This is a genomic window from candidate division KSB1 bacterium (assembly GCA_024655945.1).
In the GTDB taxonomy this organism is placed as follows: domain Bacteria; phylum Zhuqueibacterota; class Zhuqueibacteria; order JANLFK01; family Oleimicrobiaceae; genus Oleimicrobium.
On the sequence record JANLFK010000001.1, the window covers coordinates 217,984 to 244,981 of the forward strand.

The 26,998-nt window shown below is 61.4% G+C and carries 21 protein-coding genes and 1 riboswitch; of the genes, 1 reads left to right on the forward strand and 20 read right to left on the reverse strand.

Going from position 1 to position 26,998, the window contains the following annotated elements:
* Positions 1-27 precede the first annotated feature (27 nt).
* From NUW13_00985 to ribD, 8 genes are all read right to left on the reverse strand, one after another.
* Positions 28-3,450, reverse strand: a complete 3,423-nt coding sequence (locus tag NUW13_00985; protein MCR4437602.1) for a DNA polymerase III subunit alpha — start codon at positions 3,448-3,450, stop codon at positions 28-30.
* 32 nt (positions 3,451-3,482) lie between these two features.
* The gene (locus NUW13_00990; protein MCR4437603.1) at positions 3,483-4,286 is read right to left on the reverse strand and encodes a tetratricopeptide repeat protein; all 804 of its coding nucleotides are present in this window, start codon (positions 4,284-4,286) and stop codon (positions 3,483-3,485) included.
* A 49-nt stretch (positions 4,287-4,335) separates the two neighbouring features.
* A complete protein-coding gene (gene recN / locus NUW13_00995; protein MCR4437604.1) occupies positions 4,336-6,051 on the reverse strand; it encodes a DNA repair protein RecN in 1,716 nt (571 codons plus the stop codon).
* A gap of 19 nt (positions 6,052-6,070) precedes the next feature.
* Positions 6,071-8,254 (reverse strand): hypothetical protein, encoded by a 2,184-nt coding sequence (locus NUW13_01000; protein MCR4437605.1) that lies wholly within the window; start codon positions 8,252-8,254, stop codon positions 6,071-6,073.
* Positions 8,255-8,315: 61 nt separating this feature from the next.
* Positions 8,316-8,783 (reverse strand): 6,7-dimethyl-8-ribityllumazine synthase, encoded by a 468-nt coding sequence (gene ribE / locus NUW13_01005; GenBank protein MCR4437606.1) that lies wholly within the window; start codon positions 8,781-8,783, stop codon positions 8,316-8,318.
* Positions 8,784-8,826: 43 nt separating this feature from the next.
* Positions 8,827-10,089 carry a bifunctional 3,4-dihydroxy-2-butanone-4-phosphate synthase/GTP cyclohydrolase II gene (locus tag NUW13_01010; GenBank protein ID MCR4437607.1) on the reverse strand — a complete coding sequence of 421 codons (1,263 nt, stop codon included), beginning with the start codon at positions 10,087-10,089 and terminating at the stop codon, positions 8,827-8,829.
* Positions 10,090-10,110: 21 nt separating this feature from the next.
* Positions 10,111-10,746: a riboflavin synthase gene (locus NUW13_01015; protein MCR4437608.1), complete on the reverse strand. Its 636-nt coding sequence runs from the start codon at positions 10,744-10,746 to the stop codon at positions 10,111-10,113.
* Positions 10,727-11,857, reverse strand: a complete 1,131-nt coding sequence (gene ribD / locus NUW13_01020; protein MCR4437609.1) for a bifunctional diaminohydroxyphosphoribosylaminopyrimidine deaminase/5-amino-6-(5-phosphoribosylamino)uracil reductase RibD — start codon at positions 11,855-11,857, stop codon at positions 10,727-10,729. The genes NUW13_01015 and ribD overlap by 20 nt, the downstream gene beginning before the upstream one ends.
* Positions 11,858-11,965: 108 nt before the next feature.
* Positions 11,966-12,094: riboswitch (FMN riboswitch) on the reverse strand.
* 421 nt (positions 12,095-12,515) lie between these two features.
* On the opposite strand from ribD, the gene NUW13_01025 reads away from it, so the two are divergent.
* On the forward strand, positions 12,516-15,239 hold the full coding sequence (locus NUW13_01025; protein ID MCR4437610.1) for a vitamin B12-dependent ribonucleotide reductase: 2,724 nt from the start codon (positions 12,516-12,518) through the stop codon (positions 15,237-15,239).
* A 19-nt stretch (positions 15,240-15,258) separates the two neighbouring features.
* Here NUW13_01025 and NUW13_01030 read toward each other — a convergent pair whose 3' ends face one another.
* The 12 genes from NUW13_01030 to NUW13_01085 form a co-directional block, all read right to left on the reverse strand.
* On the reverse strand, positions 15,259-15,618 hold the full coding sequence (locus NUW13_01030; GenBank protein ID MCR4437611.1) for a zinc ribbon domain-containing protein: 360 nt from the start codon (positions 15,616-15,618) through the stop codon (positions 15,259-15,261).
* A 40-nt stretch (positions 15,619-15,658) separates the two neighbouring features.
* On the reverse strand, positions 15,659-16,015 hold the full coding sequence (locus NUW13_01035; GenBank protein MCR4437612.1) for an STAS domain-containing protein: 357 nt from the start codon (positions 16,013-16,015) through the stop codon (positions 15,659-15,661).
* Between the two features lie 14 nt (positions 16,016-16,029).
* Entirely contained in the window at positions 16,030-16,872 is an 843-nt protein-coding gene (locus tag NUW13_01040) for a glycosyltransferase family 2 protein (protein MCR4437613.1), read from the reverse strand.
* On the reverse strand, positions 16,838-17,698 hold the full coding sequence (locus NUW13_01045; protein ID MCR4437614.1) for a glycosyltransferase family 2 protein: 861 nt from the start codon (positions 17,696-17,698) through the stop codon (positions 16,838-16,840). Before NUW13_01045 ends, NUW13_01040 begins: the two co-directional genes overlap by 35 nt.
* 7 nt (positions 17,699-17,705) lie before the next feature.
* Positions 17,706-18,707, reverse strand: coding sequence for a glycosyltransferase family 9 protein (locus NUW13_01050; protein MCR4437615.1), 1,002 nt, complete (start codon positions 18,705-18,707; stop codon positions 17,706-17,708).
* A 77-nt stretch (positions 18,708-18,784) separates the two neighbouring features.
* Entirely contained in the window at positions 18,785-20,206 is a 1,422-nt protein-coding gene (locus NUW13_01055; protein MCR4437616.1) for a glycosyltransferase family 4 protein, read from the reverse strand.
* A gap of 24 nt (positions 20,207-20,230) precedes the next feature.
* Positions 20,231-22,489 (reverse strand): hypothetical protein, encoded by a 2,259-nt coding sequence (locus NUW13_01060; protein ID MCR4437617.1) that lies wholly within the window; start codon positions 22,487-22,489, stop codon positions 20,231-20,233.
* A gap of 254 nt (positions 22,490-22,743) precedes the next feature.
* Positions 22,744-23,292: a DUF1854 domain-containing protein gene (locus NUW13_01065; protein ID MCR4437618.1), complete on the reverse strand. Its 549-nt coding sequence runs from the start codon at positions 23,290-23,292 to the stop codon at positions 22,744-22,746.
* Between the two features lie 207 nt (positions 23,293-23,499).
* On the reverse strand, positions 23,500-24,726 hold the full coding sequence (locus NUW13_01070; protein ID MCR4437619.1) for an ABC transporter ATP-binding protein/permease: 1,227 nt from the start codon (positions 24,724-24,726) through the stop codon (positions 23,500-23,502).
* Entirely contained in the window at positions 24,614-25,582 is a 969-nt protein-coding gene (locus NUW13_01075; protein MCR4437620.1) for a hypothetical protein, read from the reverse strand. Before NUW13_01075 ends, NUW13_01070 begins: the two co-directional genes overlap by 113 nt.
* Positions 25,569-26,273, reverse strand: a complete 705-nt coding sequence (locus NUW13_01080) for an HAD-IB family phosphatase (GenBank protein MCR4437621.1) — start codon at positions 26,271-26,273, stop codon at positions 25,569-25,571. The genes NUW13_01075 and NUW13_01080 overlap by 14 nt, the downstream gene beginning before the upstream one ends.
* Positions 26,260-26,928 carry a CDP-alcohol phosphatidyltransferase family protein gene (locus NUW13_01085; GenBank protein ID MCR4437622.1) on the reverse strand — a complete coding sequence of 223 codons (669 nt, stop codon included), beginning with the start codon at positions 26,926-26,928 and terminating at the stop codon, positions 26,260-26,262. The genes NUW13_01080 and NUW13_01085 overlap by 14 nt, the downstream gene beginning before the upstream one ends.
* Positions 26,929-26,998: the final 70 nt, after the last annotated feature.

The window sequence follows — 26,998 nt, forward strand, 5'->3', positions numbered from 1 at the left end:
TCTGGTCATCCGTTTGCGACGTTCGCTTCATGTACTCACCCACACGTTCTCTCTGCCGAGAATGTTGCGGAGGGCCTCCAGGAGTTCCACCTTTGGGCTCACAGTCACCTTCTGAGCGCGCAACACCAGGCCGTTGCCGTTCTGGGTGCGCAGGCCGATGAACACGGGGCAGTCGCCCTGATACTGCTCCAACATCGCGCTGACCTGCTCGGCCGCTGCCTCATCCAGCGCACTTGGTGTCAGCCGCAGGCACAGCCGGCGCGCAAAACGCTCTGCGACCTCCGGAAGAGGAACAACCTCATCACAGATAATCTTCGCCCCTCTCTCCAGGCGGTTGGAGACCCTGCCGACCACCATAATCATGGCGCCAACGTAGATGTATTCCCTGAAACGCTCATAGCTGCTGGAAAACATGAGGCACTCGCCTGTGCCAGTGAGGTCTTCCATGGTGAAAAACCCCGTCATGCCACCCTTCTGATCCGGGCGGGCAGAGAATTCCGTCACCACCCCGCAGACTCGTACCTCGGTGTTGTCCTGCGCCTCCTCGAAGCCGTCGAGGGTAAAGGTGCCGAAGGTGGCCACTTCTTCTTTGTAGCGGTTGAGAGGGTGTCCAGACACATAGAATCCCAGGACGGCTCTCTCCTTGCGCAGAGTCTCATCCTCTGACCAATGTTCCGTTTCTGGCAAGGAGGGTTTGAGGCTTTGTTCTCGGGCCAGTTCCCCGAAAATGCTGGTCTGGCCGGCGGCCCGGTCGGCCTGCTGACCCTGTCCGAAGGCCACGGCCGTATCGAGAGCAGCCAGCAGCTGGGCCCGGTGCCCGCCCAAGGAATCCATGGCACCGGCCTGGATGAGGCTTTCCAGGGCCTTCTTGTTGACGACGCGCACATCCACCCGTTCGCAAAAGTCAAAGAGGTCGGTGAAAGGCCCGCCTTCGCGACGGGCGCGCTCAATCTCTTGGATGGCACCCAGCCCTACGTTCTTCACCGCACCCAAGCCAAAGCGAATCCCTTTCTCGGTGACCACGAACCGCGCCTGGCTCTCGTTGACGTCGGGTGGCAGCACAGGGAGGTTCATCCGCCGGCACTCGCCAATGAGCTTCACGACGCGGTCGGTGTCCCCCATCTCGCTGGTGAGCGTGGCGGCCATGAATTCCGCTGGGTAGTGGGCCTTCAGGTAGGCGGTCTGGTAGGCAACCAACGCATAGCCTGCCGCGTGCGACTTGTTGAAGCCATAGCCCGCAAAGCTTACCATCATGTCGAAAATGGAAGTAGCCGTCTGGGCATCAATGCCTCGTTCCTGGGCACCGGCGACGAACCGCTCACGCTGCCGTTCCATTTCCTCGGGGATTTTCTTGCCCATGGCGCGGCGCACGACGTCGGCCTCTCCCAGCGTGAACCCGCCGATTTCGTGGCAGATGCGGATAACCTGCTCCTGGTAGATTGCCACGCCGTAGGTCTCTTTCAGGATGGGCTCCAGCAGCGGGTGGAGATACTGGATGGGCCTCTGCCCGTGTCGCCGCGCGACAAAGTCCTCGATGGTGTCCATCGGCCCGGGACGATACAGGGCGTTCATGGCAATGAGGTCTTCCAAGCGACTCGGCCGCAACCTCTTGAGCCACTCGCGCATGCCCGTGCTCTCAAATTGAAAGACTCCGACGGTCCGGCCTTCTGACAGAAGCCGGTAGGTCGCCTCATCGTCCAAAGGAAGGTTGTCGATGTCTAGGTGGACGCTCTTCGCGCGCAGCGCCTTCACCGTGTCATCGATCACCGTCAGGGTGCGGAGGCCCAGCAGGTCGATCTTGAGGAGGCCAATCTTTTCCAGGCTGTCCTTGTCGTATTGGGTGACGACCTCCTGGTCTTTCACGCGATAGAGCGGCACATAGTTGGTCAGCTCCTCTGGCGCAATCACCACCCCGGCCGCGTGCGTGGACGCGTGGCGCGCCAAGCCCTCCAGCACCAAGGAGTACTCGATGAGCTTCTGGTAGCGCTCGTCGGTGGCGACCAGATCGGCGAGCTCTTTGACGGAATTGAGCGCCTGCTGCAGCGTCATGTTGGGCGAGGCAGGGATGAGCTTGGCAATGCGGTCAACCTCGCCCAAGCTGATCTTCATCACCCGCCCCACATCGCGCACCACTGCCCGTGCCGCCATGGAACCAAAGGTGATAATCTGGGCGACGTTCTTCTCCCCGTACTTTCTGCGCACGTAGGCGATCATCTCGTCTCGCCGCTGGTCGCAGAAGTCAATGTCGATATCGGGCGGGCTGAGGCGCTCGGGGTTCAAGAACCGCTCAAAGACAAGGTCGTACCTGAGCGGGTCAATGCGCGTGATGCCCAACACATACGACACCACGCTTCCAGCGGCCGATCCTCTCCCCGGCCCTACCGGGATGCCGATGCTGCGCGCATAGTCGATAAAGTCCTTGACGATGAGAAAGTAGCTGGAGTAGCCTGCGTCGCGGATGACCTTGAGTTCGTGCCGCACCCGCCTCTCGACCTCCGGCGAGGGAGCTCCGTAGCACCGTCGCACCCCTTCCCACACCAGCTTTTCCAGGTACGCATCGAGTGTCGCCGCCCGCTCACCAGCCGGCAGAGCGAAGCGGGGCAGGTGCTTGCTCTTCAGGTCGAGGAGAACGTTGCACTTTTCGGCTATGGCTACGGTATTCTCGATGGCCTCGGGGAGGTCAGCAAAGAGCCCCGCCATCTCTTCGGCCGACTTGAAATAGATCTGGTCGGTGGAGTAGCGGAGCCGATCCTGCGAGTCGCGGTCGCCGCCCGTCTGCAGGCAGAGGAGGATGTCGTGCGCGGCATAGTGCTCGCGCTTGAGGTAGTGAATGTCGTTGGTGGCCACCAGAGGGATACCAAGCTCCCGGGAAAGCCTCACCAGTTGCTCGCGCACCGCTTGCTCTTCATCAAGGCCATGGTCTTGGATTTCTAAGTAGAAGTGCTGGTCGAAGATCTCTTGGTACTCCAGGGCGGCACGGCGCGCCTCCTCCCACAGCCCCTGCAGCAGCAACCGGCTCACTTCACCCTGAATGCATGCCGAAAGGGCAATGAGGCCCTCATGATGAGCACGCAGCACCTGTTTATCCACGCGGGGCTTCTGGTAGAACCCCTTCACGTAGCCATGGGTCACCAACTTGCGCAGGTTCTTGTAGCCGACCAGGTTGCGTGCCAGGAGCACCAGATGGTAGTTCCCTTCACCTGGCCGCTGCGGCGTCCGGTCCTCGCTACTGCCCGGGCTCACGTAGGTCTCCACCCCCAAAATGGGGATGACGCCGGCCTTGAGGGCCTGCTCGTAGAACTCGATGGCGCCGAACATGTTGCCGTGGTCGGTGAGCGCCAAGGCGCGCATCTTCATTTCGGCGCACGTCTTCACCAGACCAGGTATGGTGGCGGCACCATCCAGCAGGCTATAGTGGGAATGGGTGTGGAGATGGACAAATTCTGGCACGAGCCCGCGTCCTTTTCAAGGCGACACAGGAGCTACAGACGGCGCAACAACGCCTGGGCCACCGCCCGGTACTCGCTCGTCGGATGGTGGAGGAGAAAGCTATTGAGCTCCGCCCGCGCGGCAGCTCGTTCGCCCAGGGCAATGTACGATTTGCAGATCATCAAGTGCGCGTCGTCGTACTTGTCGGTGGCGGCGAACGAGAACACCTTGAGGAAAGCAGCTATGGCCTCGTCGTATCTGCCCAGGTCGTAGTAGCACTGGCCAATCCAGTACTGGCAGTTGTCGGCCAAGCGGTGCTGCGGGTTAGCAGCAATCAGCCTCTCGAACTCGCTGATGGCCCGGTGGAAGTTCTGCCGCTCCACCAAAGACAAGGCCGCCTGGTACTGCGCCTCATAGCTTGAAGCCGCGGTGGGCACCGGGCGCCCAGTGGTCGGAGCAGGCGCAGTGCGCGCCTCCCTCACCTGCTGCTCCAACCTGGCCATCTCCCTGTCCGCCGAGGCGAGCACGCGCCGCAGGCTGTCAAGTGTCGCCTGGCGGGCGCGCAGTTTGCTCTGCAGGGCGTCGTACCGCGCCTGTGTACTCGCATAGAGGCTTCCACTGAGCGGCGGCGCCGAGGTAGCTTCTCTTTGCGGTACGCTCGCGGTGGCCTCCATGGCTGCGGCTGTACCCGTTGTCGCTTGCCCTTGCTTGCTTCCCTCCTCGCTTTCCAGCAGAGAGAGAATTCGATCCCGGTAGGCCTCGTCAGTCTCTTCGGGCAAAGCACTCTGCCGTCGCGCGGCACACCCTGCCAAGACGAGACTCAGCGCAATTGCCATCCCCACATGCAGGCATCGCATTTTGTTGTCCCTCCTCCCTGCTCGGCCCGGCATCGCTCTGCCGGGTGTGTCACTGGCGCACGTCGTTTGCCTGCGCCAGCAGCTGACGCGCCCCTTCCAAATGCGCCTCGGTGACGGTCTCACCGCCCAAAAGCTTGGCGATTTCGGCAGGACGCTCCTCATTTGTTAGTACGCGCACCACCGTGTACGTGCGGTCGCCTTCTACCCTCTTTTCGACCACATAGTGGCGATCCCCCATGCTCGCGATCTGCGGCAGGTGGGTGATGGAGATGACCTGGTGGTTGCGCCCCAGGCCGCGCAGGCTGCGCCCCACCACTTGGGCTATCCTGCCGGAGATGCCAATGTCGATCTCGTCGAAAATGAGCACAGGCACACGGTCGAGGCCCGCCAACACCGACTTGAGGGCGAGCATAATGCGCGAGATCTCACCCCCCGAGGCGACCTTGGCCAGGGGACGGACAGGCTCACCCGGGTTTGTGGAAATGAAAAACTCCACGAGGTCTATTCCTCGCGGCGTGACCCGGTAACGCTTGTCGTCGGCGGTGACCAGACCCGCCGGGTCCTCTTCCCGTCCCATCTGTACCACGAAGGTGGCCTTGCTCATCCCCAGCTTGGCAAGCTCAGCCACCACCTGCTGTTCCAATGCCAAGGCTGCCTGTCGACGTTTTGCCGAGAGCTCCAGGCAGCGCCGCGCCAGCTCGTCTCTCTCGGCTGCCAGGCGCCGCTCCGTCTCAGCGATATGCTCCTCCTGGCTTTCCCCCAAGGCCAGTTCCCGCTCGAGCAGTTCCTTGTACTCGAGCACCACGTCCAGCGTGCCACCGTACCGCTTCTTCAGTCCGCTCAACCGCGCCAGCCGTTCTCGAATCTCCTCCAGGCGGGAGGGCGAGAAATCAATATGGCTTTGGTAGGCGCGCGCCGACTTGGCAATCTCCTCCACCGCGATTCTTGCCGACTCACACATCTCGGCGAGCTGGGCGAAGGATTCATCGATTTGGCGCAGCTCTGCCAGCAGGGCCTCGCAACGATGCAGGCGCTCGCTTGCCGCTCCTTCCCCTTCGTACAGTTGCTGGCTCACCTCCTCGGTGAGCGCGAAGAGCCGCTCGCGGTTGCGCGCCAGGCACTCCTCCCGCTCCAGGGCCTGGTCTTCTCCCCTCTCCGGATTGATGGCCTGGATCTCTTTGAGCTGAAACTCGTAGAGGGCGCGCTTTTCGGCGCGTTGTCGCGCCTCCTCCTTGAGCTCAGTCAATCTCCTGGTCAGTTGCTGGACCAGTTCGTACTGCTGATGCACCTCTGCGCGCTCCTTCTCGAGCTGGCCAAAGGCGTCGAGGTAGTAGAGATGTTCCCGCACGCGGAACAAGGATTGGTGCTCATGCTGGCCGTGCAGGTCGACCAGCAGGTCGCCCAGCTCTTCGAGCACCTTCAGAGGCACTGGGGTGTCGTTCACGAAAGCGCGGCTGCGCCCCGAAAGATGCAGCTCTCTCCTCAGGATCAGCTCTTCCCCTCGGTCGTCCAGGAGGTTTTCCCGGAGAAGAGAGTCAACCTCAGGCAGGTCGGGCACCGCGAAGCCCCCCTCGACGACCGCCTTCTCCGCCCCGGCGCGGATGACGTCTGCGTCGGCCTTCTCGCCGAGAATGGTACTCAGTGCATCGATGATGATGGATTTGCCCGCCCCGGTCTCGCCAGTGATTACGTTCAGCCCCGGGCCAAAGTGAACCTCCACCTCATCCAGCAGCGCATAGTTTCTGATGTAAAGTCGCCTGAGCATGACTTCATGCGTAGAAACGCTAACGTCGGATCACAGCCACCTTCCCCACGTGCGAAAGCCCCGACTCGGTGTAGATGACATAGAGGTACACGCCCGAGGCCACGTACTCGTAGCGGTCGTTGCGGCCATCCCATTCCACCCAGGAACCAGGGATTTCCTGCTGCGAAAAGTATCTTACCAGCAATCCGTCCGGCGTGAGGATGCGCACCGTGGAGTGATCCGCCAGGTTGTGGATGTGAAAACGCTCGTTTCCCTGTTCAATGACAAAGGGGTTCGGATAGGCCAGCACCTCGGAAAGGTCAGCCTTCGGCGGGGTAAAAGGCGTCTCCAGCCGCGACAGACCGCTCTCGGTGCCGATGTACACATAGCCGGTGTTGGCGTCGAAAGCAAAACATTGTACGTTGTCACCGACCAGGGGGCTAGTGTCCGTGGAGTAGTGTGTCCAGGTGTAGCTATCCCACGAGAGCACGCTCACGCCGGCAGAAGTGCCGATCCACTTGTTGTTGCGAAAGTCCACGGCGATGACGTTGATATCGTCGCTGAGAAGGCCACCTCTGCCTCCCACGGTTCCCTGAAACCAATAGTTGAGGCCCTGGCTGGTTCCGATCCAGACGACCCCATCACTGTCCACGGCGATGGAACGGATCAGGTTGTTGAACAGGCCGTCCGCCGTGGTTAGCGTGCCCCGGATCTGGTCATCGCTCTTGTCAAAGGGCGTTCCCCCGTCATCCAGCACGACCACGCCCTGGTTCTGCATGCCAATCCATTTCCACCCTCTCTGGTCGATGGCCATGCAGGTGACGGCGGTCTCGGGGATGCCGTCGCTCAAAGAAAAGTACTGCCATTGGCCAATGGGACTGACCACGGCAAGAGGCCTACGATTGGCGGCGTACTTGTTCAGGATCCACACGTTCCCCTGGCTGTCCAAGACCAGCTTCTCGACAATCACATTGGCAGGAGTGTCGCTGCCGGAAAGCCTGCCACCTGTGGTGTCGATGCGCGAGAACCGAAACCAATCTCCCTCTTCTTCGATGATGGTCACGCCCCTGCCGGCAGTACCGAACCACTTGCGGTTCTGGCCGTCGACCACCACTGCTCTATGGCCGGCGATGCTGAGACCATCACTGGCCGTCAGGGTGACCCACTGCCCTTGCCGCAGGGCGGCCACACCGTCCGCTCCGGAAGCGCACCAGAGGCTGCCGGTCCTGTCAATGGCCATGGCGCTGAAGACTTCCACCTCCGCCACGTTGAGGCGTACCTTGCGCCACGTCTGCTCCGCATAGGCGAAGCGATGGAGGCCCAAGCTCTCACTCCCAAGCCAGAGCCCACCTTGCGCATCAATGAGCACGGCTGTTCGCCCCCAGGGTGCCCACGGCTTCTGCTGCATGCTGCCATCGCCCGTCAGCAGGTAGACGCCCTTTGTGGTGCCCACCAGGACAGAGTCGCCTGCCGCGGCAACATCGGTGACCTCAAAGCCAGAGAGTCCCACGTCCTCCCATGCCGTACCACTCCAGCGCGCCAGGCCAGAACCGGTGCCCACGTAGATGGCGCCCTTGTGGTAGGCCAAGGCAGTGGCCTTGTCGGAGGGTAAACCGTCGACCATCCGATAGTTGGTCCAAAACTGAGGGTCCATCAAGTTGGGGGAGCGAAGATCGGCGCGCGCCAGCCCCAAAGGAGTGGCCACCCAAATCTCGTTGCCGATGACCAGCAGAGCACTGGCACTTGTGTACCAGTTGAGGGCATTGCCCAGGCGCTTGTAGTTTTCTTTGACTTCCCGCCTCTTCAGGTCGTAGAGGCTCACGCCAAAATCCAGGGCGACGAAGAGAGAGTCCCCCACGGCCTGGAGGTCGTTGATGGTGTGCCCCTTGTAGTCATTCACCACGGAGGGCACCACACCGTCAGGGGAAAGATAGGCCAGACTCCCGGTACTCGTTCCTATCCATAGACCACCGGAGCTCTCCAGGGCCAGGGCGGTGACGGTATTGGCGGGAAGTCCTTCGGTGTTCGTCAGCATCGCAGAGTGGGACCCTGTGCCATCGATGCGCACCAGGCCGCCAGTGGTTCCTGCGTAGATGGTCTGCCCATCGGTAATGAGCACGCGCACGCTGTTTGCCGAGGTGAAGCTCTTCCAGTCTCCCACGCCGGCCTGCGCGCCAGAACACATCACCACCAAGACAAGGGCTATGTGGAGGCTCGCTCTCAACGCTTTTCGCCTACCTGGTGAGTGGTACAAACACCCCGCCCCAGCAGAAGCTGGCCATGATTCACTGCAAGCGCGCGAACAGGTCGGCCATCTCGATAGCGCTGAGCGCGGCCTGCCATCCCTTGTTGCCCGCCTTCGTTCCCGCGCGCTCCAATGCTTGCTCCAAATTGTCGGGCGTGAGGACGCCGTAGATGGTGGGCACGCCGGTAGCAAGACCCACCTGGGCAATGCCCTTGGTCACTTCCGCAGCAATGTACTCAAAGTGCGGCGTCGCGCCCCGAATGACTGCTCCCAAGCAAATGACCGCGTCGTAGCGCTTGGAGGCTGCCAGCCGCTGCGCTGCCGCAGGAATCTCGAAGGAACCGGGCACCCAGACGATGTGGATCTTGTCCTCAGCAGCCCCGTGCCGCCGCAGACAGTCCAACGCCCCATCCAGAAGCTGCTTGGAGATCAGTTCGTTGAATCTGCTCACCACAATGGCAAATGAGCGGTCTTTTGCGCTCAACAGTCCTTCAGTTACAGCAGGCATTGTACCTCCCGCGATGCCATCCTGCACAGCCTCTTGTCCGGTCTCACTTGCACAGTTTGTACAGACTGGCCTCTTCTGTCTGTGCGTCTTGTTCCTTTCCCTGTTGCAGAATGAGGTGACCGAGCTTGTCCCGCTTGGTTTCAAGGTAGGCAGCATTCACCGGATTGGGCGGCACCTCGATGGGAACGCGCTCTACCACCTCCAGGCCGTGCCCGGTGAGGCCGATGATTTTGCGTGGGTTGTTGGTCAGCAAGCGGATCTTCCTGACGCCCAGGTCGCGCAGGATCTGCGCACCCACGCCATAATCTCGCAAGTCAGCCTTGAAACCCAGCTCCTCGTTGGCCTGGACTGTGTCTCGGCCCAGTTCCTGCAAGCGGTAGGCGACCAGCTTATTAGCAAGGCCGATGCCCCTCCCCTCCTGGCGCATGTAGAGGAGCACACCCCGCCCTTCTCTCTCTATGGCGCGCAGCGCCTGCTCCAACTGCTCGCCGCAGTCGCAGCGGAGGGATCCGAAAACATCCCCGGTCAAACATTGCGAATGCACGCGCACCAGCACCGGCTCGTCGGTTGCCACCTCACCCTTCGCCACGGCCAGGTGGTGGTGCTCGTCAATGGCGCTCTCGTAGAGGTGCAGCACGAAATTGCCGTACTTGGTGGGAAAAGAGGTGGTGACGACGCGTTTCACCAAGATCTCGGTCCGGGAGCGGTATTCGATGAGGTCGCGCACGGTGATCATCTTGAGGCCAAAACGCCTCGCCAACCTGCGCAGGCGCGGCACGCGCGCCATGGTTCCGTCGTCGTCCATGATTTCGCAGAGCACGCCCGCCGGATAGAGGCCGGCCAGGCGCGCAAGGTCCACTGCGGCCTCGGTGTGACCGGCTCTGCTGAGAACCCCACCAGGCTGCGCCCGCAAGGGAAAGATGTGCCCTGGTCTGGCTAAATCACGCGGTTTGGTGGCAGGGTCGATGAGAGCCTTCACCGTCTCCGCCCTGTCCTGCGCGGAGATGCCTGTCGTGGTGTTGCGTCGGGCATCCACCGACACGGTGAACATGGTACCCAGCCGGGCTGTGTTGTCGGTCACCATTGGCTGCAAGTCCAACTCGTCCAAGCGTTCACCGGTCATGGCCACGCAGATAAGCCCACGACCATACTTGGCCAAGAAATTAATCTTCTCCGGCGTGACCTTCTCGGCAGCCATGATGAAATCGCCTTCGTTCTCCCGGTCCTCATCATCGACCACGATTACGATGTTGCCGCGCCGGTACTCCTCGATTGCACTTTCTACGGAATCAAAGACTGCAGCCATATCCCATGCACTCCATAGTGGCTAATAGCCCCATTCCCTCAACTTCTCCATGCTCAGGGCGTCCTGTCGGTCGCGGCTCAGCATACGCGCCACGTACTTGGCAAGCACATCCACTTCAACGTTCACCAAGTCACCCACCCTCTTCTGCCGCAAAGTAGTCTTTGCCAGCGTGTGGGGCACGAGCCAGATTTCCAGCGCTTGTCCCACAATGCGTGCCACCGTCAGGCTGACGCCATCGACCGCCACCGCACCCTTCGGCACGACGAAGGGATGGAGCCCCCCCGGCAAAGATATCCGCATCACCCGCCCTTCGCCGCGTTCACTGACCTGCGCAACCTCAGCGACGCCGTCCACGTGTCCCTGCACCAGGTGGCCACCCAGCCTATCGTCTGCCCGCCGGGCGCGTTCCAAATTGACCTGCCGCCCGGGGGTAAACGTGCCGATGGTGGTACGCGCCAGCGTTTCGCCTACCACGTCGACGGCGAAGGCACCACTGCGCAGCGCCGTCACGGTGAGGCACACCCCGTCGACGGCGATGCTGTCGCCGACTGCCAGTCCGGGGAGCACCTCGCGGCAGCTCACCGCCCAGCAGATGCCCGAGGCAGTCCTCTTCACCGCAGCTACGGTGCCGACCTCTTCAACCAATCCTGTGAACATTCTCGCTCCCACGCCGGGGCAATGGACGTGCCGTCAGGAGAAACGTAGTGCCCATCTTCCGCAGAGAAACATCGACAAGTTCGATGGCTGCGTTGACATTGCTCACCCCCAGATCGCCAAACGCATCGAGCCCCTTCCCAAGGAGTTTCGGCGCCACAAAGACCCACAAACGGTCGGTTTGACCAGAGAGGAGAGCCTCGGTGAACACCTGCTGCCCGCCTTCCACGAGAACGGAGGCAATTTGCAACTCGCCAAGCTTCTGCCAAAGCTTCAGGAAGGGGATGCGACCATCCTCGCCAGCGTCGAGACAGACCACCTTAGCGCCACGCTCCTCGATGCGCCTCACCTTCTCTGGCGAGGCCAAGGTGCTGGTGACCACAATGGTCTTGGTGGCATAGTCATCGGTGAGGAGGCGGGCATCAAGGGGAATGCCAAGTTGGTCATCAACCACCACCCGCTTCGGAATGGGTCCAGCCTTGTCCAGCGGGGTCAAGGCGGGGTCATCGGTGCGTACCGTGCCTGCCCCGACCAGGACGGCGTCGTACTGCGCCCGCAGCCTCCTGACGAAAGCCCGCGCCTGCTTGCAGGAGATCCACTTGGAGTGACCGGTGGCTGTGGCGATCTTACCATCTAGGCTCTGGGCGATCTTCAGCGCGACAAAGGGGAGGCCAGTGGTGATGTACTTGACGTAAGACTCGTTGAGACGTCTGCACTCCTCCTCTCGCACCCCCACGGTCACAGAGATGCCGCGCCGGTTCAGTGCCTCGATTCCCTTGCCGTTCACCAAAGGGTTGGGGTCCCGCATGCCCACCACCACGCGCGCCACCCCCGCTTCCACAATAGCATCGACGCAAGGGGGGGTCTTTCCATGGTGGGCACAAGGCTCGAGCGTCACGTACAAGGTGGCGCCATTGGCGGCGTCTCCCGCCTCAGTCAAGGCGACCACCTCGGCGTGCGGACCCCCAAATCGCGCATGGTAGCCGCGCCCAACGATTCTCCCCCCTCTTACGACCACCGCTCCGACCAGCGGATTGGGGCTGACAAAGCCGAGCCCCTTTCGCGCCAGGCGAAGCGCGGCGGCCATAAATGACTCGTCGCTACCGGCAGTCATGATTTCCCTGTGCGTTCACTACAAACAAGCCCCAGATGAGGTAGTCCGGGGCCCGCAGATGTCCAGGCAATAAGCCTGCGCAGCGCTTAACCGCGCGCCAGCTCTTGTCAGGGTCTTCTCCCGTCCGGGCTGTCACCGTCGGCGCCGGGATTGCACCGGCTCTGTCCCTCCGATCGGGATCGGGACTCGCGGGCTCTTACCGCCGGCAAGGAATTTCACCTGGCCCCGAAGACCGCTTTAATATAAGCATTCCCCAGCACGCAGTCAAGAGCTTTTTTGCCTGCCTCTGACCACAACATTCTGCCGCAGGGCAAGGGCCCTGGCACTACATATAGGCGCAAAGAAGATTTTTGTTCGACATGTAGAATTCACTTGACAAATCACACCGAATTTGGTATATTGTCCACGGTCTGTCAGAGTGAAGGGAGCAGCGGTGGAGTGGTTACTGTGGAGGAACTCTGATGAACGACCGAAAGCGACTGCCAGCTCTGCACGCCTGTTTCAAGCACGATTTGACCCTGCCAACGTCCTTCAACTGAGGTTGAGCGATCGCTTTCTGCTTGTCGTGAGGAGGTGGGCTTTTCTGTCTTTGGGAATGGGAGGTTGAACAAGAAGCAGCGGTGAGGTCGCCATGCCCGGAACTCGTGATGCATCGCAAATGGAACTGGTTTCTGACAGCACAGGCAGAGGGAGTGCCCCAACCGCCAAGCGCATGGCAACGCGCGGCTTGGTTATCCCGCGACGCTTTTCCAAGCCCGCGGTTCACCCTTTCGATGAGATCGAATGGGAAACCCGCGAGGCGGTGATCGTCGACGAAAAAGGCGAGGTCATTTTCCACCGCCCCAATGTCGAGGTGCCAAAGTCCTGGTCGCAGATGGCCACCAATGTGGTAGCCTCCAAGTACTTCTGCACCAGGCTGCGTTCCGATTTCGAGGAAACCAGCCTCAAGCAGCTCATCGAGCGGGTGGCACGTACCATCTGCACCTGGGGCATGGAGGACGGCTACTTTGCCACCCAGGCGGATGCCCAAACCTACCACGACGAACTGGTCTACCTTCTGGTAAACCAGATGGCTTCCTTTAACAGCCCGGTCTGGTTCAACCTGGGTGTGGAGGAGCGCCCACAGTGCTCCGCCTGCTTCATCAACTCAGTAGAAGACACCATGGAGTCCATCCTCGACCTGGCCAAGGTCGAGGGTTTGCTTTTCAAGTGGGGCTCGGGAACCGGCACTAACCTATCCACGCTCCGTTCCTCCAAGGAAAGGGTGAGCGGTGGCGGCCTTGCGTCGGGACCTGTCTCCTTCATGAAAGGCTATGATGCCTTCGCCGGGGTCATCAAGTCGGGGGGCAAGACCCGCCGTGCGGCGAAGATGGTCATCCTGAACATCGACCACCCGGACATTGTCGAGTTCATCAACTGCAAGGCCAATGAGGAGCGGAAGGCGTGGGCCCTGATCGAGGCTGGCTACGACGGCTCCTTTGATGGCGAAGCCTACAGCTCGGTCTTTTTCCAGAATTCCAACAACAGCGTGCGCGTGCCCGATGCCTTCATGCACGCGGTGAAGAACAACGAGAAGTGGCACACGCGCGCCGTGCTGGACGGCAAGATTGTGGATACTTATGATGCAGTTGACCTCATGCAAATGATCGCGCAGGCGGCTCATCTGTGCGGCGACCCGGGGATGCAGTTCGATACCACCATCAACAAGTGGAACACCTGCGCCGCCTCCGGGCGCATCAACGCTTCCAACCCTTGTAGCGAGTTCATGTTCCTGGACGACTCGGCCTGCAATCTCGCCTCCATCAACCTGATGAGCTTTCGCAAGGACGGCATGGAATTTGACGTGGAGGCCTTTCGGGCAGCGGTGGACATCATGCTCATCGCCCAGGACATTCTGGTGGACCGATCCAGCTATCCCACGGAAAAAATCACCCGCAACAGCAAGATCTTCCGTCCGTTAGGGCTTGGCTACACGAACTTGGGCGCCTTGCTCATGTCGTGGGGCGTGCCCTACGATAGCCAGCAGGGGACGGCCTTAGCTGCAGCAATCACCGCCCTGATGACCGGGCAGGCGTACGTGACCTCGGCGCGCATGGCGGAGCGCTTGGGGCCCTTCGCAGAGTTCAAGAAAAATCAGGAATGCATGCTCAACGTCATCCGCATGTACCAGCAAGCGCTCAATGACGTCAACGCCGCGCTTGTGCCGTCCACGCTCTGGCAGGCTGCCCAGAAGGTCTGGGAAGAGGCAGTGGCACTGGGCGAGCAGTTCGGCTTCCGCAACGCGCAGGTTACCGCCCTGGCCCCCACAGGCACGATTAGCTTCATGATGGACGCCGACACCACGGGCGTCGAGCCCGAGGTGGCTCTCGTGAAATGGAAAAGGATGGTTGGCGGAGGCAAGGCCAAGCTGGTCAACACCACCGTCCCCATGGCCCTCAAGCACCTGGGCTACTCCCCCGAGGAGATCCGCACGATTGTTGCTTACGTGGACGCGGAAGGGACCATCGAAGGGGCGCCTCACCTGAAGCCCGAGCACTTGCCGGTCTTCGAGTGCGCGATGCGGCCAGCCAAAGGCACGCGCTGCATCAGCCACATGGGGCACATCCGCATGCTGGCGGCGGTGCAACCGTTCATCTCCGGTTCCATCTCCAAGACGGTGAATATGCCCAATGACGCCACCCCCCAGGACGTGATGAACGCCTACATGACCGCCTGGGAACTGGGGCTCAAGTGCATCGCTATCTATCGCGATGGTTCGAAGCGGACGCAGCCTCTCAGCACCTCAGCCAAGAGCGAAGGTCAAGCCGAGGGCAAGTTCAAAGCGAGTCGCCGGCGGTTGCCTGCAGAGCGACGCGCTCTGACCCACAGGTTCAATATCGCGGGCCACGAAGGTTACCTCACGGTAGGGCTGTACGATGACGGCACGCCCGGGGAGATCTTCATTGTCATGGCCAAGGAAGGTTCGGTGGTCTCCGGGCTCATGGACTCCTTTGCCACCGCCATTTCCTTAGCGCTCCAGTACGGGGTGCCGCTCAAGGTGCTGGTGAACAAGTTCAGCCACACGCGTTTTGAGCCCTGGGGCTACACCGACAACCCCGACATTCCGTTCGCCAAGTCGGTCATGGACTACATTTTCCGCTACCTGGCGCTCAAGTTCCTGCCGCCAAGCGAGCAGGCAGACGCCAGCGGCAACGGGCAGGGGCTGCAGGAATTCGTCGCGCAGCGCCCCATGCCGGCAGTGGCCCCGCAGCAGCGTGAGGAGGAAGGGGCCGGCTGGTTGAGCGACACTCCGCCCTGTCCGGAGTGCGGCTCCATCATGATTCGCGCGGGCAGCTGTTACAAGTGCTTGAATTGCGGTTCCAACACCGGGTGTGGCGGATGACCCCAGGGGGCGGCGACCGCTAAAGGTCTACCGACTCGTCTTGCCCCTCTCCTTTTTTCGCCTCGTCTGCTTCCCGGGCGGCTTCCTCGGCAAGGTGGTCGATGTCCTCACCGAGGTCTTCGCCGAGCGCGCTCCCCATTTTTTTCACGAAGCGGGCCACGCTGGCCGCGTCATTCTCATCGAAGCCGCTCCACTGGCTCGGGTCGGCCAGCCGTTCGAGGCGCGCTTCTTCGGACAAGGGGGCCGCGAAGCGGGACATAATGCGGCGAAGTTTGGTGCTCCCGCACTTGGTGCATTTCTCCTCATCGCCGCCCGAAGGCCAGATGAGCAGACTCACCTTTTTGCCACAGGACTCGCAGATGTACTCGTAGATGGGCATAGCTGCTCCCCATTCAAGTTGCTTCAGCCTCCCGGTCCCTTCATGAGGGGTTTGCCACTGAGTTGAGGAGCCTGATGGCCTCCTGTTCGCTGGCAAACGTCGGCAGAATTTCCTGCAAATGAGCAATGCGCATGAGGTCCGACACGCGCTTTTGGGTGTTCACCAGGACCATCTTGCCTCCTTTGTCGCGAGCCTGGCGCACCCCCAAAAGCAGCGCGCCCAGACCTGAGCTATCGGCATATTCGACTTCACCAAGGTCCAAGACGATCTTGTGAGGCGGCTGGCTCAGCAACACCAAAAGCTCGGTCTTCAGTTTCGGGGCCAGTGGGCTATCCAGCCGCTTCTCATGCAGCCGGACCACCTTGAGCCCTTCGCGTTCCTCTACGGATATCTGCATGTGGTCTTCCTCCCCTAGCGCAGGTCACTCCGGCCCGTGCTCCGTCTCCGCCGCCTCTCCTCTCCTGCTGGCGCGGAGATCGGCAAACCGAGCTTTTGGGCGCTCGGCTGGTGTCTTTGCTGGCCTTCATGCCAGATCTTCGCGTACTTGGCAAACGTATGCCCTGCCGACAGGAGCGCGAGTATGAGTCCCTGGATACCATCCAAAAAACCTGCCTTGAAAAAATACATTTTCGCGAAAGTGTGCACCGGCCTGGCAAGCATTTCCCATAGACCAACGGTTCGTCCCTTGGCCAGAGATGCATGCGCAGACAGCGTGGTGTAGGTGTTTAGCTTGTCCAGATAGTGTTCCAGAGTCAGATCGGTGTAGTGGAGCAAATGGTGCTGCAGTCGCCCGCAAGGCCCCGACAGTACCACCCCCTCGTGCACCGGGTCGTCGGAAAAACGGCCCTGGCCGCACCGGAAGAGGCGCACCACGCGTCCCGGATACCAGCCGCCGTGTCGTATCCATCGGCCCATGAAAAAGGCAAGCCTCGGAATCTCAAAGCCGGCAACGGCAGGATCCGCGGCCAGCGTGCTCTGAATCTCCCGAGCGAGCAGTTCGGCTACGCGCTCGTCGGCATCCAGCCACAGGACCCACTCACCCGTCGCCTTTGCCAGCGCAAAATTCTTGTTGGCCGAGTAGCCCTGCCACGGGACGATGTACACCTTGGGGGTGAACTGCCGCGCCAGGTCGGCCGTGCCGTCGTCGCTGCCGGAATCCACGACGATAATCTCGTCGGCCCAGGACACACTGCGCAGGCAGTCCACAACGTTGTGCGCCTCATTGCGCGTGATGGTGATCACCGAAAGACGCATCGTCTCCCACTGCTTCAAGCTGACACCGGGGTGCCCCGGCGCGCTGATAGGCCTCCATGAGCTGCTCCCGGTGTTGCAGTTGCCAAATCTTCATGTAAAGGGCCATTTTCTGGAACGCAGACATCGCGCAGAGGACGAAGCCGTGCGTCCCTTCCAGAGTTCCCCCAAGAGCGACGAACTTTCTCAAGAACTCAGAAAGCGGATGCAGCACAAAGTCGTACCACCTGACCCTCGTTTGAGCTGCTCGGTCGAGCGCCTCCAGCGTCGAATAGCGGTTCAACTTCTGCAGATTCTCTTCGAGATCGCGATACGAGTAGTGGAGCAACTCCCCACGGAGGTAGCCGACTTTACCCTGCACGATGAAGCCCTCGTGCACGCGCGACTGGGCTACGCCCACCTTGCTTTTCCGGAAAAAGCGCAGCTGATACCCGGGATACCAGCCGCAACGCCTGATCCATTTGCCGAGATACGAACTGAGCCGAGGAACATAGTAGCCGTCACATTCCGTTCGCAAAGCGATGAGGGTGGCGAGCTCGGCCCGTAGCGCATCGCTCACCCTTTCGTCCGCGTCCAGGCTCAACACCCACTCATGTCTGGCCTGCGCCACGGCGAAGGCCTTTTGCGCCGCATAGCCGGGCCACGGGCGCCGAAAGACCCGCTGTGTGAACTTGCGGCAAAGCTCCACGGTCCGGTCCCGGCTCTCCGCGTCCACCACCACAATGTCATCCGCCCACTGCACGCTCTCCAGGCAGCCTTCGATGTTGTCCTCTTCGTCCCGAGTGATGACCACCACCGAAATGGGGAGCCAGGAGCTCTGTCCGCCCATGCGAGCCTTACTCCTGGTCAGGCTGACCTGTGCTGAGCGCCTTAGCACACGCGGCATAGACCGTCTCCACCGCCAACTCTCGCATGCAGGCTCCGTCTTCGCACACCGTGCGATTGCATCCCAGACACGAAAGCGACTCATTGCGCACCACTATGTGCCCCGGCCCGAACGGCCCTTGCAGCAAGGGATTGGTGGGCCCAAACAGAGCCACCACTGGCGTGCCCACGGCTGCGGCGATGTGCATGGGAGCCGAGTCGGTGGTCACCAACAAGCGGAGGTCAGCCAGCAGGGCCGCGAGCTGGTGCAAGTCCGTGGGGGGAGCCAGCAGCACGCCCTGGCCAGCAACCGCAGCAATCTGCTCGGCCTGAGCCTGCTCCCCAGGTCCCCACAGCAGCAACACCGTTGCCCCATGGCGTTTGACCAGAAGTTGGGCCAGTCGCGCGACCCTTTCGGGCAGCCATCGCTTCGCCGGCCAGCCGCCGGAGTTATTCAAGCCTATGAGCAGCTTGTCGGACAGTTTGTTCCTCGCCACAAACTCCTGGGCATACTGCCGGGCAGGTTCGGGCACCGGGAAATGGAGTCGCGGGGCTCCCACCTGCACACCGATGGCCCGCAGGGCATCGAGGTTGAATTCCACTTCGTGCACCAAGTGCCCACGGGCAGGCACACGGACATTGTACGCCGCCTGCCTGAATCGGAAGTTGAAACCCACCCGCGTCGCAGCGCCGGTCAGCAGAGTCAGCAAGGCGCTGCGCGGATTGCCGAACAAGTCGATGACCAGGTCATAGCGCTTGGCCCGCAACCGCCGCAGAAAACGCACGCGCGTCGCAAGAGAAGCCTGCCGGTCATGGAGTAACAGCTCATCGACATCAGGGTTCCCCTCCAGCACCTGCCGTGAGGGCGGCTCGGTCAGAAAATCGATCTGCCCCCGTGGGAAGGCCCTGCGGGCTTCAGCCAGCGCCGGCGTGGCCAGCACCACGTCGCCAATCGCCCTCAGCTTGATCAGCAATATGCGCTGCGGGGCACCTCTCATGCCGTAGTATACGGAATTTTTCGACCCAACGCAAGCATTTTCCTCGGATGATGCTACTGGAGAGCGCGCAGTTCCTCCGTGACACACTCGTTGCGCACCTCCTCGGCCACCAATCGCACATGCGGGCTCAGCGCGGCCAGCGTGGTGAGAATCTGGCTGCGCCAGGTGTACTGGCGAAGGATTCGTTCGAGACCAGCCCTGCGCACACGTTCCCTCTCCGCATCAGTCATCGCCATGATGCGCCGCACCGTCTCCGCCACGTGGGCCACGTCGTCCTGCCGGGTGATGAATCCGTCCACGCCGTGCTCAATCTGCTCCGGCAAGCCGCCGGTGTCCGAGGTGATGACCAGAGGCCCCTGACGCCTTGCCTGCATGCGCGCCTCCATAGGCGTCAAGCCGCATGGCTCCAAGTAGGCCAAGATTGGCACCGCAACCGTGTTCTTCCACTGCAGCAAGCAGGCGATAAGCTCGGCATCAAAGGCAAAGATCAAGGACATGTCCAGGTGTAGGTCTTCCTTGAGCTGGAGGAGCTCCTGCGAACGTGGCGAGACGACAACCACGGCGTGCACTGCATCACGCAACTCGGCAGCGACCTTCATGACCACGTCGAAGCGCTTGTACAAGACTGCCCTTCCCCATGTCACCATGAGCGGTTTGTCAAGCGGGATGTGGTGTTCGCGCAGCTTTGCCACGATCTCCTGCTCGCTCCGCAAGCGAAAATGTGGGTCGTCGGGATTGAGGCCGTTGCCAGTGGGCACGGTGTGCTCCGGGCGCACGCCATAGTCCGAGATGAGGTGCCCGCGGATGAATTCGCTGATATAGCCGATGCGCACGCGGGGCGAGACCTTCGGCCAGTGCATGGCCACCGCCTCCGCCATGAGTCGATCTGGGTTGGGTAGCGGCAACTCGTGCGTCAATGCCGTCGAGTGCACCACATAGACGGCGCGGATGTCCGTCCCATAGGCCTCTGCCTCCAAGGCCGCGTACAGCGAGGCCAAGGCATAGACGCAGTCGTGGCAATAGAGCACCGCGGCCTGGTGGCGTCGCGCAAAGTTCAAGGCAAGGGCGGCACCCGAAGCGCAGGCGTGTTTCCAATTTTCCACCGGACCAAGGTCCTTCACCCCCCACTTGGTGAACGGCTCATCACCGACGCTGTAGTTGGTGAGGTAGGCAACCTCGCCTCCCATCGCCGCCGCCTTCTGGCGCGCGTATTCCTCGTAGCGCCGATCCCTGCGGGGATGGTCGGGCGCGTAAGCGATTTCCAGGAAATAGGGCGTGACCCGTATCGCTCGCCGTCGCAATTTGTCCTGCAAACGACCGAGGGCTTCCAGGTGCCCCCTTGTCACGGTGCAGACACCTCCTCCGAAAATCTGAATCCCCTCAAAGGTAAGGTGTACTACCGCCAAGTCCAGCTGGCGGTCGTCTTGCCGAAGCTTGCGAAGTTCTCCTTCAGAAATCGTGAATACGCTCTCCATGCTCCGTTCCTTTCCGGCCTTTTCTCAATGCTCCCGTGCATGTCCAAAATCGACCACGTAAGTGCAATGGTTGCGCAGCGTGCAGCACAGAGTCTCCCGAGCCCCGCGCCGCTGCACGCGGAATGGCGGCACCTCCCCTTTTGGGCCGCGGATGGCTCGCATCGGGCTCTGTCCAGCGAAGTCGAGCCGAACCTCAAACAAGCCGTTACCTTTGCCCTCGTAGACGAGGTCAAATTGCTGTCCGCAAAAGGAGAGGTTGCGGACACCCAGGCTGTGGGCCGGCCCAGACGCCATATCCGCAGGCAGCGCCGGGTTGAGAGTGATGGCGCTGGGCCGCTGCGGGCATTCCCGGAAGCCGAGAAGGCCCCGGATGATGTGCATGGGCATGGTCGCCCCCCAGCCGTAGCCCTCAGAGCCTCTTGGCTCGTCAAAACCCCAGCACTCAAGGCTGACGCCAGGCAGGGGCCCGCCTGGCTCCCAGGACGCACGGTCCCACTGGCGGTAGATCCGGTCTGCTGTCTGGTGGATGAGCTCACCGGCCATCTCCAACTCGCCCAGGCGGAAAAGGATCTCCGCAAACATGAAGAAGAAAGAAGGCCATTCGAGCCAGTAACGGGGATTGTCCACGTACCAGCGAATCCTGGGCTTGAGAAGGCGCAGCTGCTCTTCGCCGGCCAAGCCGCAGAGAAGGGGTGCCAGGTTTGTGATGTCCCAATAGTCGTGCGGGTGGACCCATTCCAGGCTGCGTCGGTCAAAGTCACAGAACCAGTCTCCCTGCCACATCTTGCCGATCATGGCAGCCAGGCGGTGCTCATCTCTCCTCCAGCGTGCAACCGGCAAGCCAAGTACCTTGCGCAGCCGTACCAGCACATCGACGCTGCAGTGCAGGCCAGCCTGCAAGTCCACCGGGCGAAGGTGTTCGACCAGCTCCCCTCCGGTTGGCTGTGCGATGCGAAATTTCTCGGAGCAATCCTGACCGCTTTCCCAGCTGCATTTGTAGAATCCCCACCCCTCTTGGTCGCAGCGATTCTTCAGCCACCAGCTAAGGTAGCGCTCCAAGTGGGGCAAGAGCTCCCGCAGCCACCCGCAGTCTCCGCTGCGGAGAAAGACCGATTCGATGCAGTAGAAGGGAAAGCACCAGGCGGGCGATGTCCCGCACTCGCTGCCATCGGCTGCGACCATATTGGTCGAGCCATCCTCGCGGGCGCATGGTACCTGCGGCCCGAGCGCGTCTGCGAAGGTGCCCAGCAATACCTCCTTGGCGAGCGACGGATCGGCGTAGCTGAGCATCATCATGTCCAGAGCAGTTTCGGCCAACACCACGCGCGGCTTCTGCACCTGCATACCATCCCACCGTCTGCGGAAGACTCCTGCTGGCTGACGGACGCACATGCGCAAGGTCTCCCAATCGTACACCCAACCATGTTGCCAGTGAGAGGGCCAATCGCCGACCAGTTGCGGACACCTGCGCCAGAAGGCGTCATCCTCCCTCCTCTTGGCAGCAATGGTGCGCGCCGGCTTCGCCATCTTGCTCTGCAAAACAGCCAACACCTCAGACTCTGACCAGCCCCTGGCTACCCCGCACTCCACAACGCGCTTCTCCCGTGAGCCGAGGGCAAATGGAATTTCCATCAGCGCCCCGCAGAGATTCTCTCCTGGCTTGGGCTGCTCGAGGACAAGCCCTTTCCATTCGCGCAAGAGCTTGTCGGCCCAGGGGCTCTGGGGTCCTATCAACTCCACAGCTTCCGGGCGAACCGAGGGCTGCACGGCAAAAACGGGGCCTTCAGCAAAGCTGCGCACAATCAAGGTTCCGTGGGAATGCTGGTATTGCCCGGCTGCCCCAAACTGCCACAAGCCAGTGCGGTCCTGGCCGGAAGCGTAGCTCACCAGCATCAGCAATGCAGCGTTCAGGGGCTCGTCGCTTCGATTGGCAAAATGGCAGGCGACCTCCAGCAGGTCAGCGGCCCCCATGGCGAACTCCACCGTGAACTCAAGGGCGCCCAGCCTGGCGCGGTGTATCATCAGGTTCTTGCTATGGTAGGGGCATGCTATCTCAGCCCCGGCTCGGGCCAGATCTCGACCTACGGCAGTGGTGGAGCCAATCCGGAGGCCCACGTGCAATGACAGCGCTGCGGTGCAATGAGGCGCGCTGGGGTAGTACCAGACTGCCCGCAGAGGCGCAACGAGGCGCACGAGCCCTGCGCGGTTCAACTTCCAGGTGTGGCCAGGGTTATCGAGGTAACCGAAAGGTGTATAGTTGTCGGTCGGAAAACCGGATCTCACTTCCCAGCAGCCCTTCCGCAAGTAGCCCAGCTCCGTCAGGGAACACAGATTGGCGCGCGTAATATAGCACAACCGCGCCAGCTTTGCAAGAAGTTTGTGCGCCTCATGCGCCGCTCAGAGGATCCCGCGTCTGACCTGTCCTTGCCGGACTCAGCAAAAAGACGGTCAAGTCCCCTCAGCGGGGCCGAAGCAGTGGCCGCCAAGAGCAAGCCAGCCGGGTGCTGCTCCTTCGCGCTTTGCGACCCGCGCCTTGGCTACCAGTAGATGAGGCGCATGAGTTTGTTGCGGTCGGAGCTTGGTAGATCAGCGACCGAGGGGATCACATAGCGGTTGTCGAAAGTATCGAGCAGCACCTTGCCGTTCTGGCCGTACTCCAACGCCTTCTCGTGCTGCCATCGCATGCTGAACTGCGTGCGCCCGTTGTCGGTCTCCACGTCGAAGAAGATGAGCCCGTACTCCCATCGCGTCTCGTATATGCGGCGAATGCGCTGCTCGTAGTACTGGCGGCCAAGACTTTGGCGAATGAGCTTCTGCATCTCGCCAGGAAAATCCTCTAAGCGCACGATGACGCCAATTTCGTGCTCCTTGCCCTGCTCGTCCGTGTACCACACCGAGATGAAGTTTTGCGGAAAGCTGATAGGGAACGAGAGCAGACAGTGCACATTGGCGTATGCCTCCTGGTCATCGACGATGCAATGCAGTGAGCCGAAGCTACCGATGAAGAAGTGGGAGTTTTCGGGCGTGAGGTAGCGCACACCCACTTCCCGCAGGGTAGCCCGTCCGTTGTCCTCGATCTCAGACATTGCCTGCCTCTTGTTCCTCCTACTCACAGCTCGCCTGGGGCTGCTACGCCTCCAACTTGGTCAGGCGGGTTTGAATCATGACGAGTCGATAGTAGAGCCCTTCCTTGCGCATGAGCTCCTCATGCGAGCCTTGTTCCACAACGCATCCATCGTCCAGCACATAGATGATGTCCGCGCCGCGCAGGGTGGAAAGACGATGGGCGATGGCTATGGTGGTCCTCCCTTTGCAGGGACAGCGAGCGCCTCCTGAATCTGCAGCTCCGATTCGGTGTCCACGTTGGAGGTGGCTTCATCCAAGATCAGGATGCTCGGGTCGCAGAGGAGAGCGCGCGCGATGCTGATGCGTTGCTTCTCACCGCCGGAAAGGCCAGCGCCTCGTTCGCCCAGCCGGGTGTCGTAGCCACTTGCTTGCCGCATGATGAACCGGTGGGCGTTGGCCGCTTTTGCGGCGTCGATAATCTCGGCAGGCGTGGCGTCAGGACGCCCATAGGCAATATTCTCGGCAATGGTGGCGCGAAAGAGAAACGGCTCCTGCAGCACCAGCCCCACGTGACGGCGGAGGTCTTCGTTGCACATCTCCCGCACGTCCACCCCATCGATAAGGATCTGCCCCTGCTGCGGTTCGTAGAAGCGGCAGATGAGGTTGACCAGCGTGGTTTTGCCGGAACCACTCTTGCCCACGATCCCCACCAACTGCCCAGGCTCAATCACCAGCGAGACATTGCGCAGAACGGGATCGTAGGGGTCGTAGCCAAAAGTGACGTTGCGGAACTCGATCCGGCCTCTGACGGCGCGCACAGGCCGCGGGTGTGCGGGCGGGCGCAGGGTCAGATCGGCGTCCAACACCTCGAAAATCCGTTGGCCGGCGGTGAGAAAGCCAGTCAGCCAGTTGGAAAACATGGTGAGAGCCGAGATCGGCCCGTAGAACACGCCCAAGTAGCCGAGGAAGGCCATGAGCGTCCCCAGGGTGATCTGCCCGCCGATCACGCTCTTTCCCCCGGCCAACCACACAATGAGGCCACCCAGGCTGAACGCATAGCCGAAAATGGGAAAGAAGGTAGCGGAACCACGGTCGACAGCACGCCGGGAGTCGCGCAAGTAGGCAGCCACGCCGTCGAAGCGCTTCTGCTCCCGACGCTCCTGGGCAAAAGCCTTCACGGTGCGAATACCCGAAAGCATCCCATTGAGCAGGGCGGCGAGCTTTGACTGGCTGTCCCAGAAACGATAGTAGCAGGGATAAATCGTGTGCCAAAAAAACCACGTCCCCAGCACCACGAACGGCACCGGGATGAGCACAAACAGGGCCAGCCGGGCATTTAGGCTAAAGAGCATGAAGCCAATGCCCACCACAAGAAAAATGTTCACCATGAAGCCAGAGGCAACTTGCTGTACGAAGCCGTGGAAGTAGTCCACATCGTGCAGGAGACGGGTCATTAGCGTACCCACAGAGGTCCGGTCGTAGAAGTCGACCGAGCTCCGACAGCTTCCGTTGCAGCTGCCGCCGCAGCTCGTAGGTGATGCGCGTGCCGATCTGCGTGCTTGTCCGGCCGATGGCGATGTTGAGGCCGGCACGGAGCAGCGTTGTTCCGGCCAATCCGAGCACCAGCCAGGGGAGCCACGCCACGTGCTGCTTGCTCGTCAACACATCGTCCACCAAAATACGGGTGAGATATGGTGGCACCAGGTCTAACGCCACCCCGGCCAGCATCATGACCAGCAACACGAACACGAACAGGCGGTAGGGAGACATCATGCGCAGCGTCCGGCGCACCAGGCCACCCTGCCGGGCGCAGCGCGGGCAAACTGCCTCCCGCGACGGCAAGGCCAATCCGCAGACTTCGCAGAACCAGGGATCCTTCTTCCGGAAAATCTCTAAGGGGGCAGGCCTCTTTTCCAACAGCCCCTCCAAGTAGAGGTGCGCCCTGTTGAACTCCTCCCGGCGAGCGTTGCTGAAGCGGATCACATCGACGTAGAAGTTCTGGATATACACCTGCAGGAAGCTACTTCCCACCCCGGTGAAGACGCGCGCCTTACTGATGCAGGCCAATACAAAAGCGCCGACGATCCGATCGCCACTGGGCGCGGAGGGGGTGATGGACACCACCGACTCATCGGTGATGAGCAACCAACTGGAGGCGTGGCCTCCTCGCAAATCGAGGTCACTGCGGATAGCCACCCGCACATTGGTGGGACGTATGCCACACTGTCTGAGCTCGCTGGTCACTTCCTCGGGCGGCTGCCCGCGAAGGATACCGGTATCTCGCCGTGCCGATTTCTCAGCCTTCGCCATAGTTGCTTTTTCCGCGTGAGAACGCTTGGCGGAGAATTTTTTCCGTCTCTTGGTCGGAATAGGGATTCTTGATCACTATCCAGCTACGGCGGTGCGCCAAAAGGGCAAGGCGCAGCCCCGGCCGCACCACCACCGGCCACCCGACAAAAGACAGGAGGAACCTGTCGTCCCAGTGGTCGGCGATGGCCCCGGCTTGCGCTGGCAGGAGCTTCTGCTCCTGCAGCCATTGCCTTGCGGCTGTCACTTTGCGCACCCCTCGCGGGTGGGGCCGCGCGAGGCTCCCAGTGAGCACTCCGTCCACTAGCGCCGGCTCGGCGCAGACGAGCTCGGCAATGCCAAGGTGTCGCGCCAGGGGAGCGGCAAGAAAGGTCGGCGCACCACTCAGGATCACGATTCGCACTCCGCGGTGTTGCAGCTCTTGCACCAGCGGTGCAATGCCGGGGAAAAGTCGCCCTTTGACGACCTTCTCCCAACACTCTTTGGCCCATTGCTCCACAGTCGCCAAGTGGATACCCGCAAGGTAGCGCAACTTAAGGTCGAACCAGCTTCTAGTCGACGCACTGAGGAGGCTCCGACAGTACAAAACAACCGCCTTAGCCGGACGCATCAGTCCCTCTTGAATCAGGTAGGGGACAAACCATTGCTCTAAGCTCCTGGGCAGGAGTGTGCCGTCGATGTCAAGAAACACCACTTCCGGCAACTTCGCTCTCCTTCTGGCGAATGAGCGCCAGGCCTTCGACGACCACCGGAACGCCCCGCACCAGGCACAGCACGGCAGTGAGCACGGCGGCCCAGTAGCCGATCTTCAGCCCGACGCTGGCCGCTCCACTCAGCCCTGGCTGCCACCGGCTTGCCGCTTCGCTTAGCACGCTCAGCAAGAGAATCCAGCCGAACGTGAAAGCCTTCAGCACCGCATAGGAAGTGCGCATCCAGGGCGAACCGGTGAGGAATCGACCTGCCCGGCTGCGCATCATAGTACTCTTGCCAAAGGCCGTATACCCGAAGCGCAGGGCAAAGCCGCGCATGCTGTCCGTGAGGATGTCCCGCGAAACGACCACAATGGGGATCCACACCGGCACGAGGCGCAGGTCAGCAAGCACAATCCACAACACCGCCTCGATGATGCGGTCGCCAGCAATGTCCAGGACACTGCCCAGCACCGTCGCAGCGTCCAGCCTCCGTGCCAGGTATCCGTCCAGCCAATCCATGACGATCACCAGGACGGCCAAGGCTGCGGCGGCAAGTCGCGCCCACAGGTTTTGGTTGTAGACCAGCACCGCCAGGAAAAACAGCAACCCTATTCGCGCCAAGGTGATCCGGTTCGGCCAGCTCAGCAGCACTCGCATGCGCGCCTCCGTCAATCGGGGTCTCTATGCCTTATCGCCGCACAGCCTCTTGCCCACGGCACGCACAACG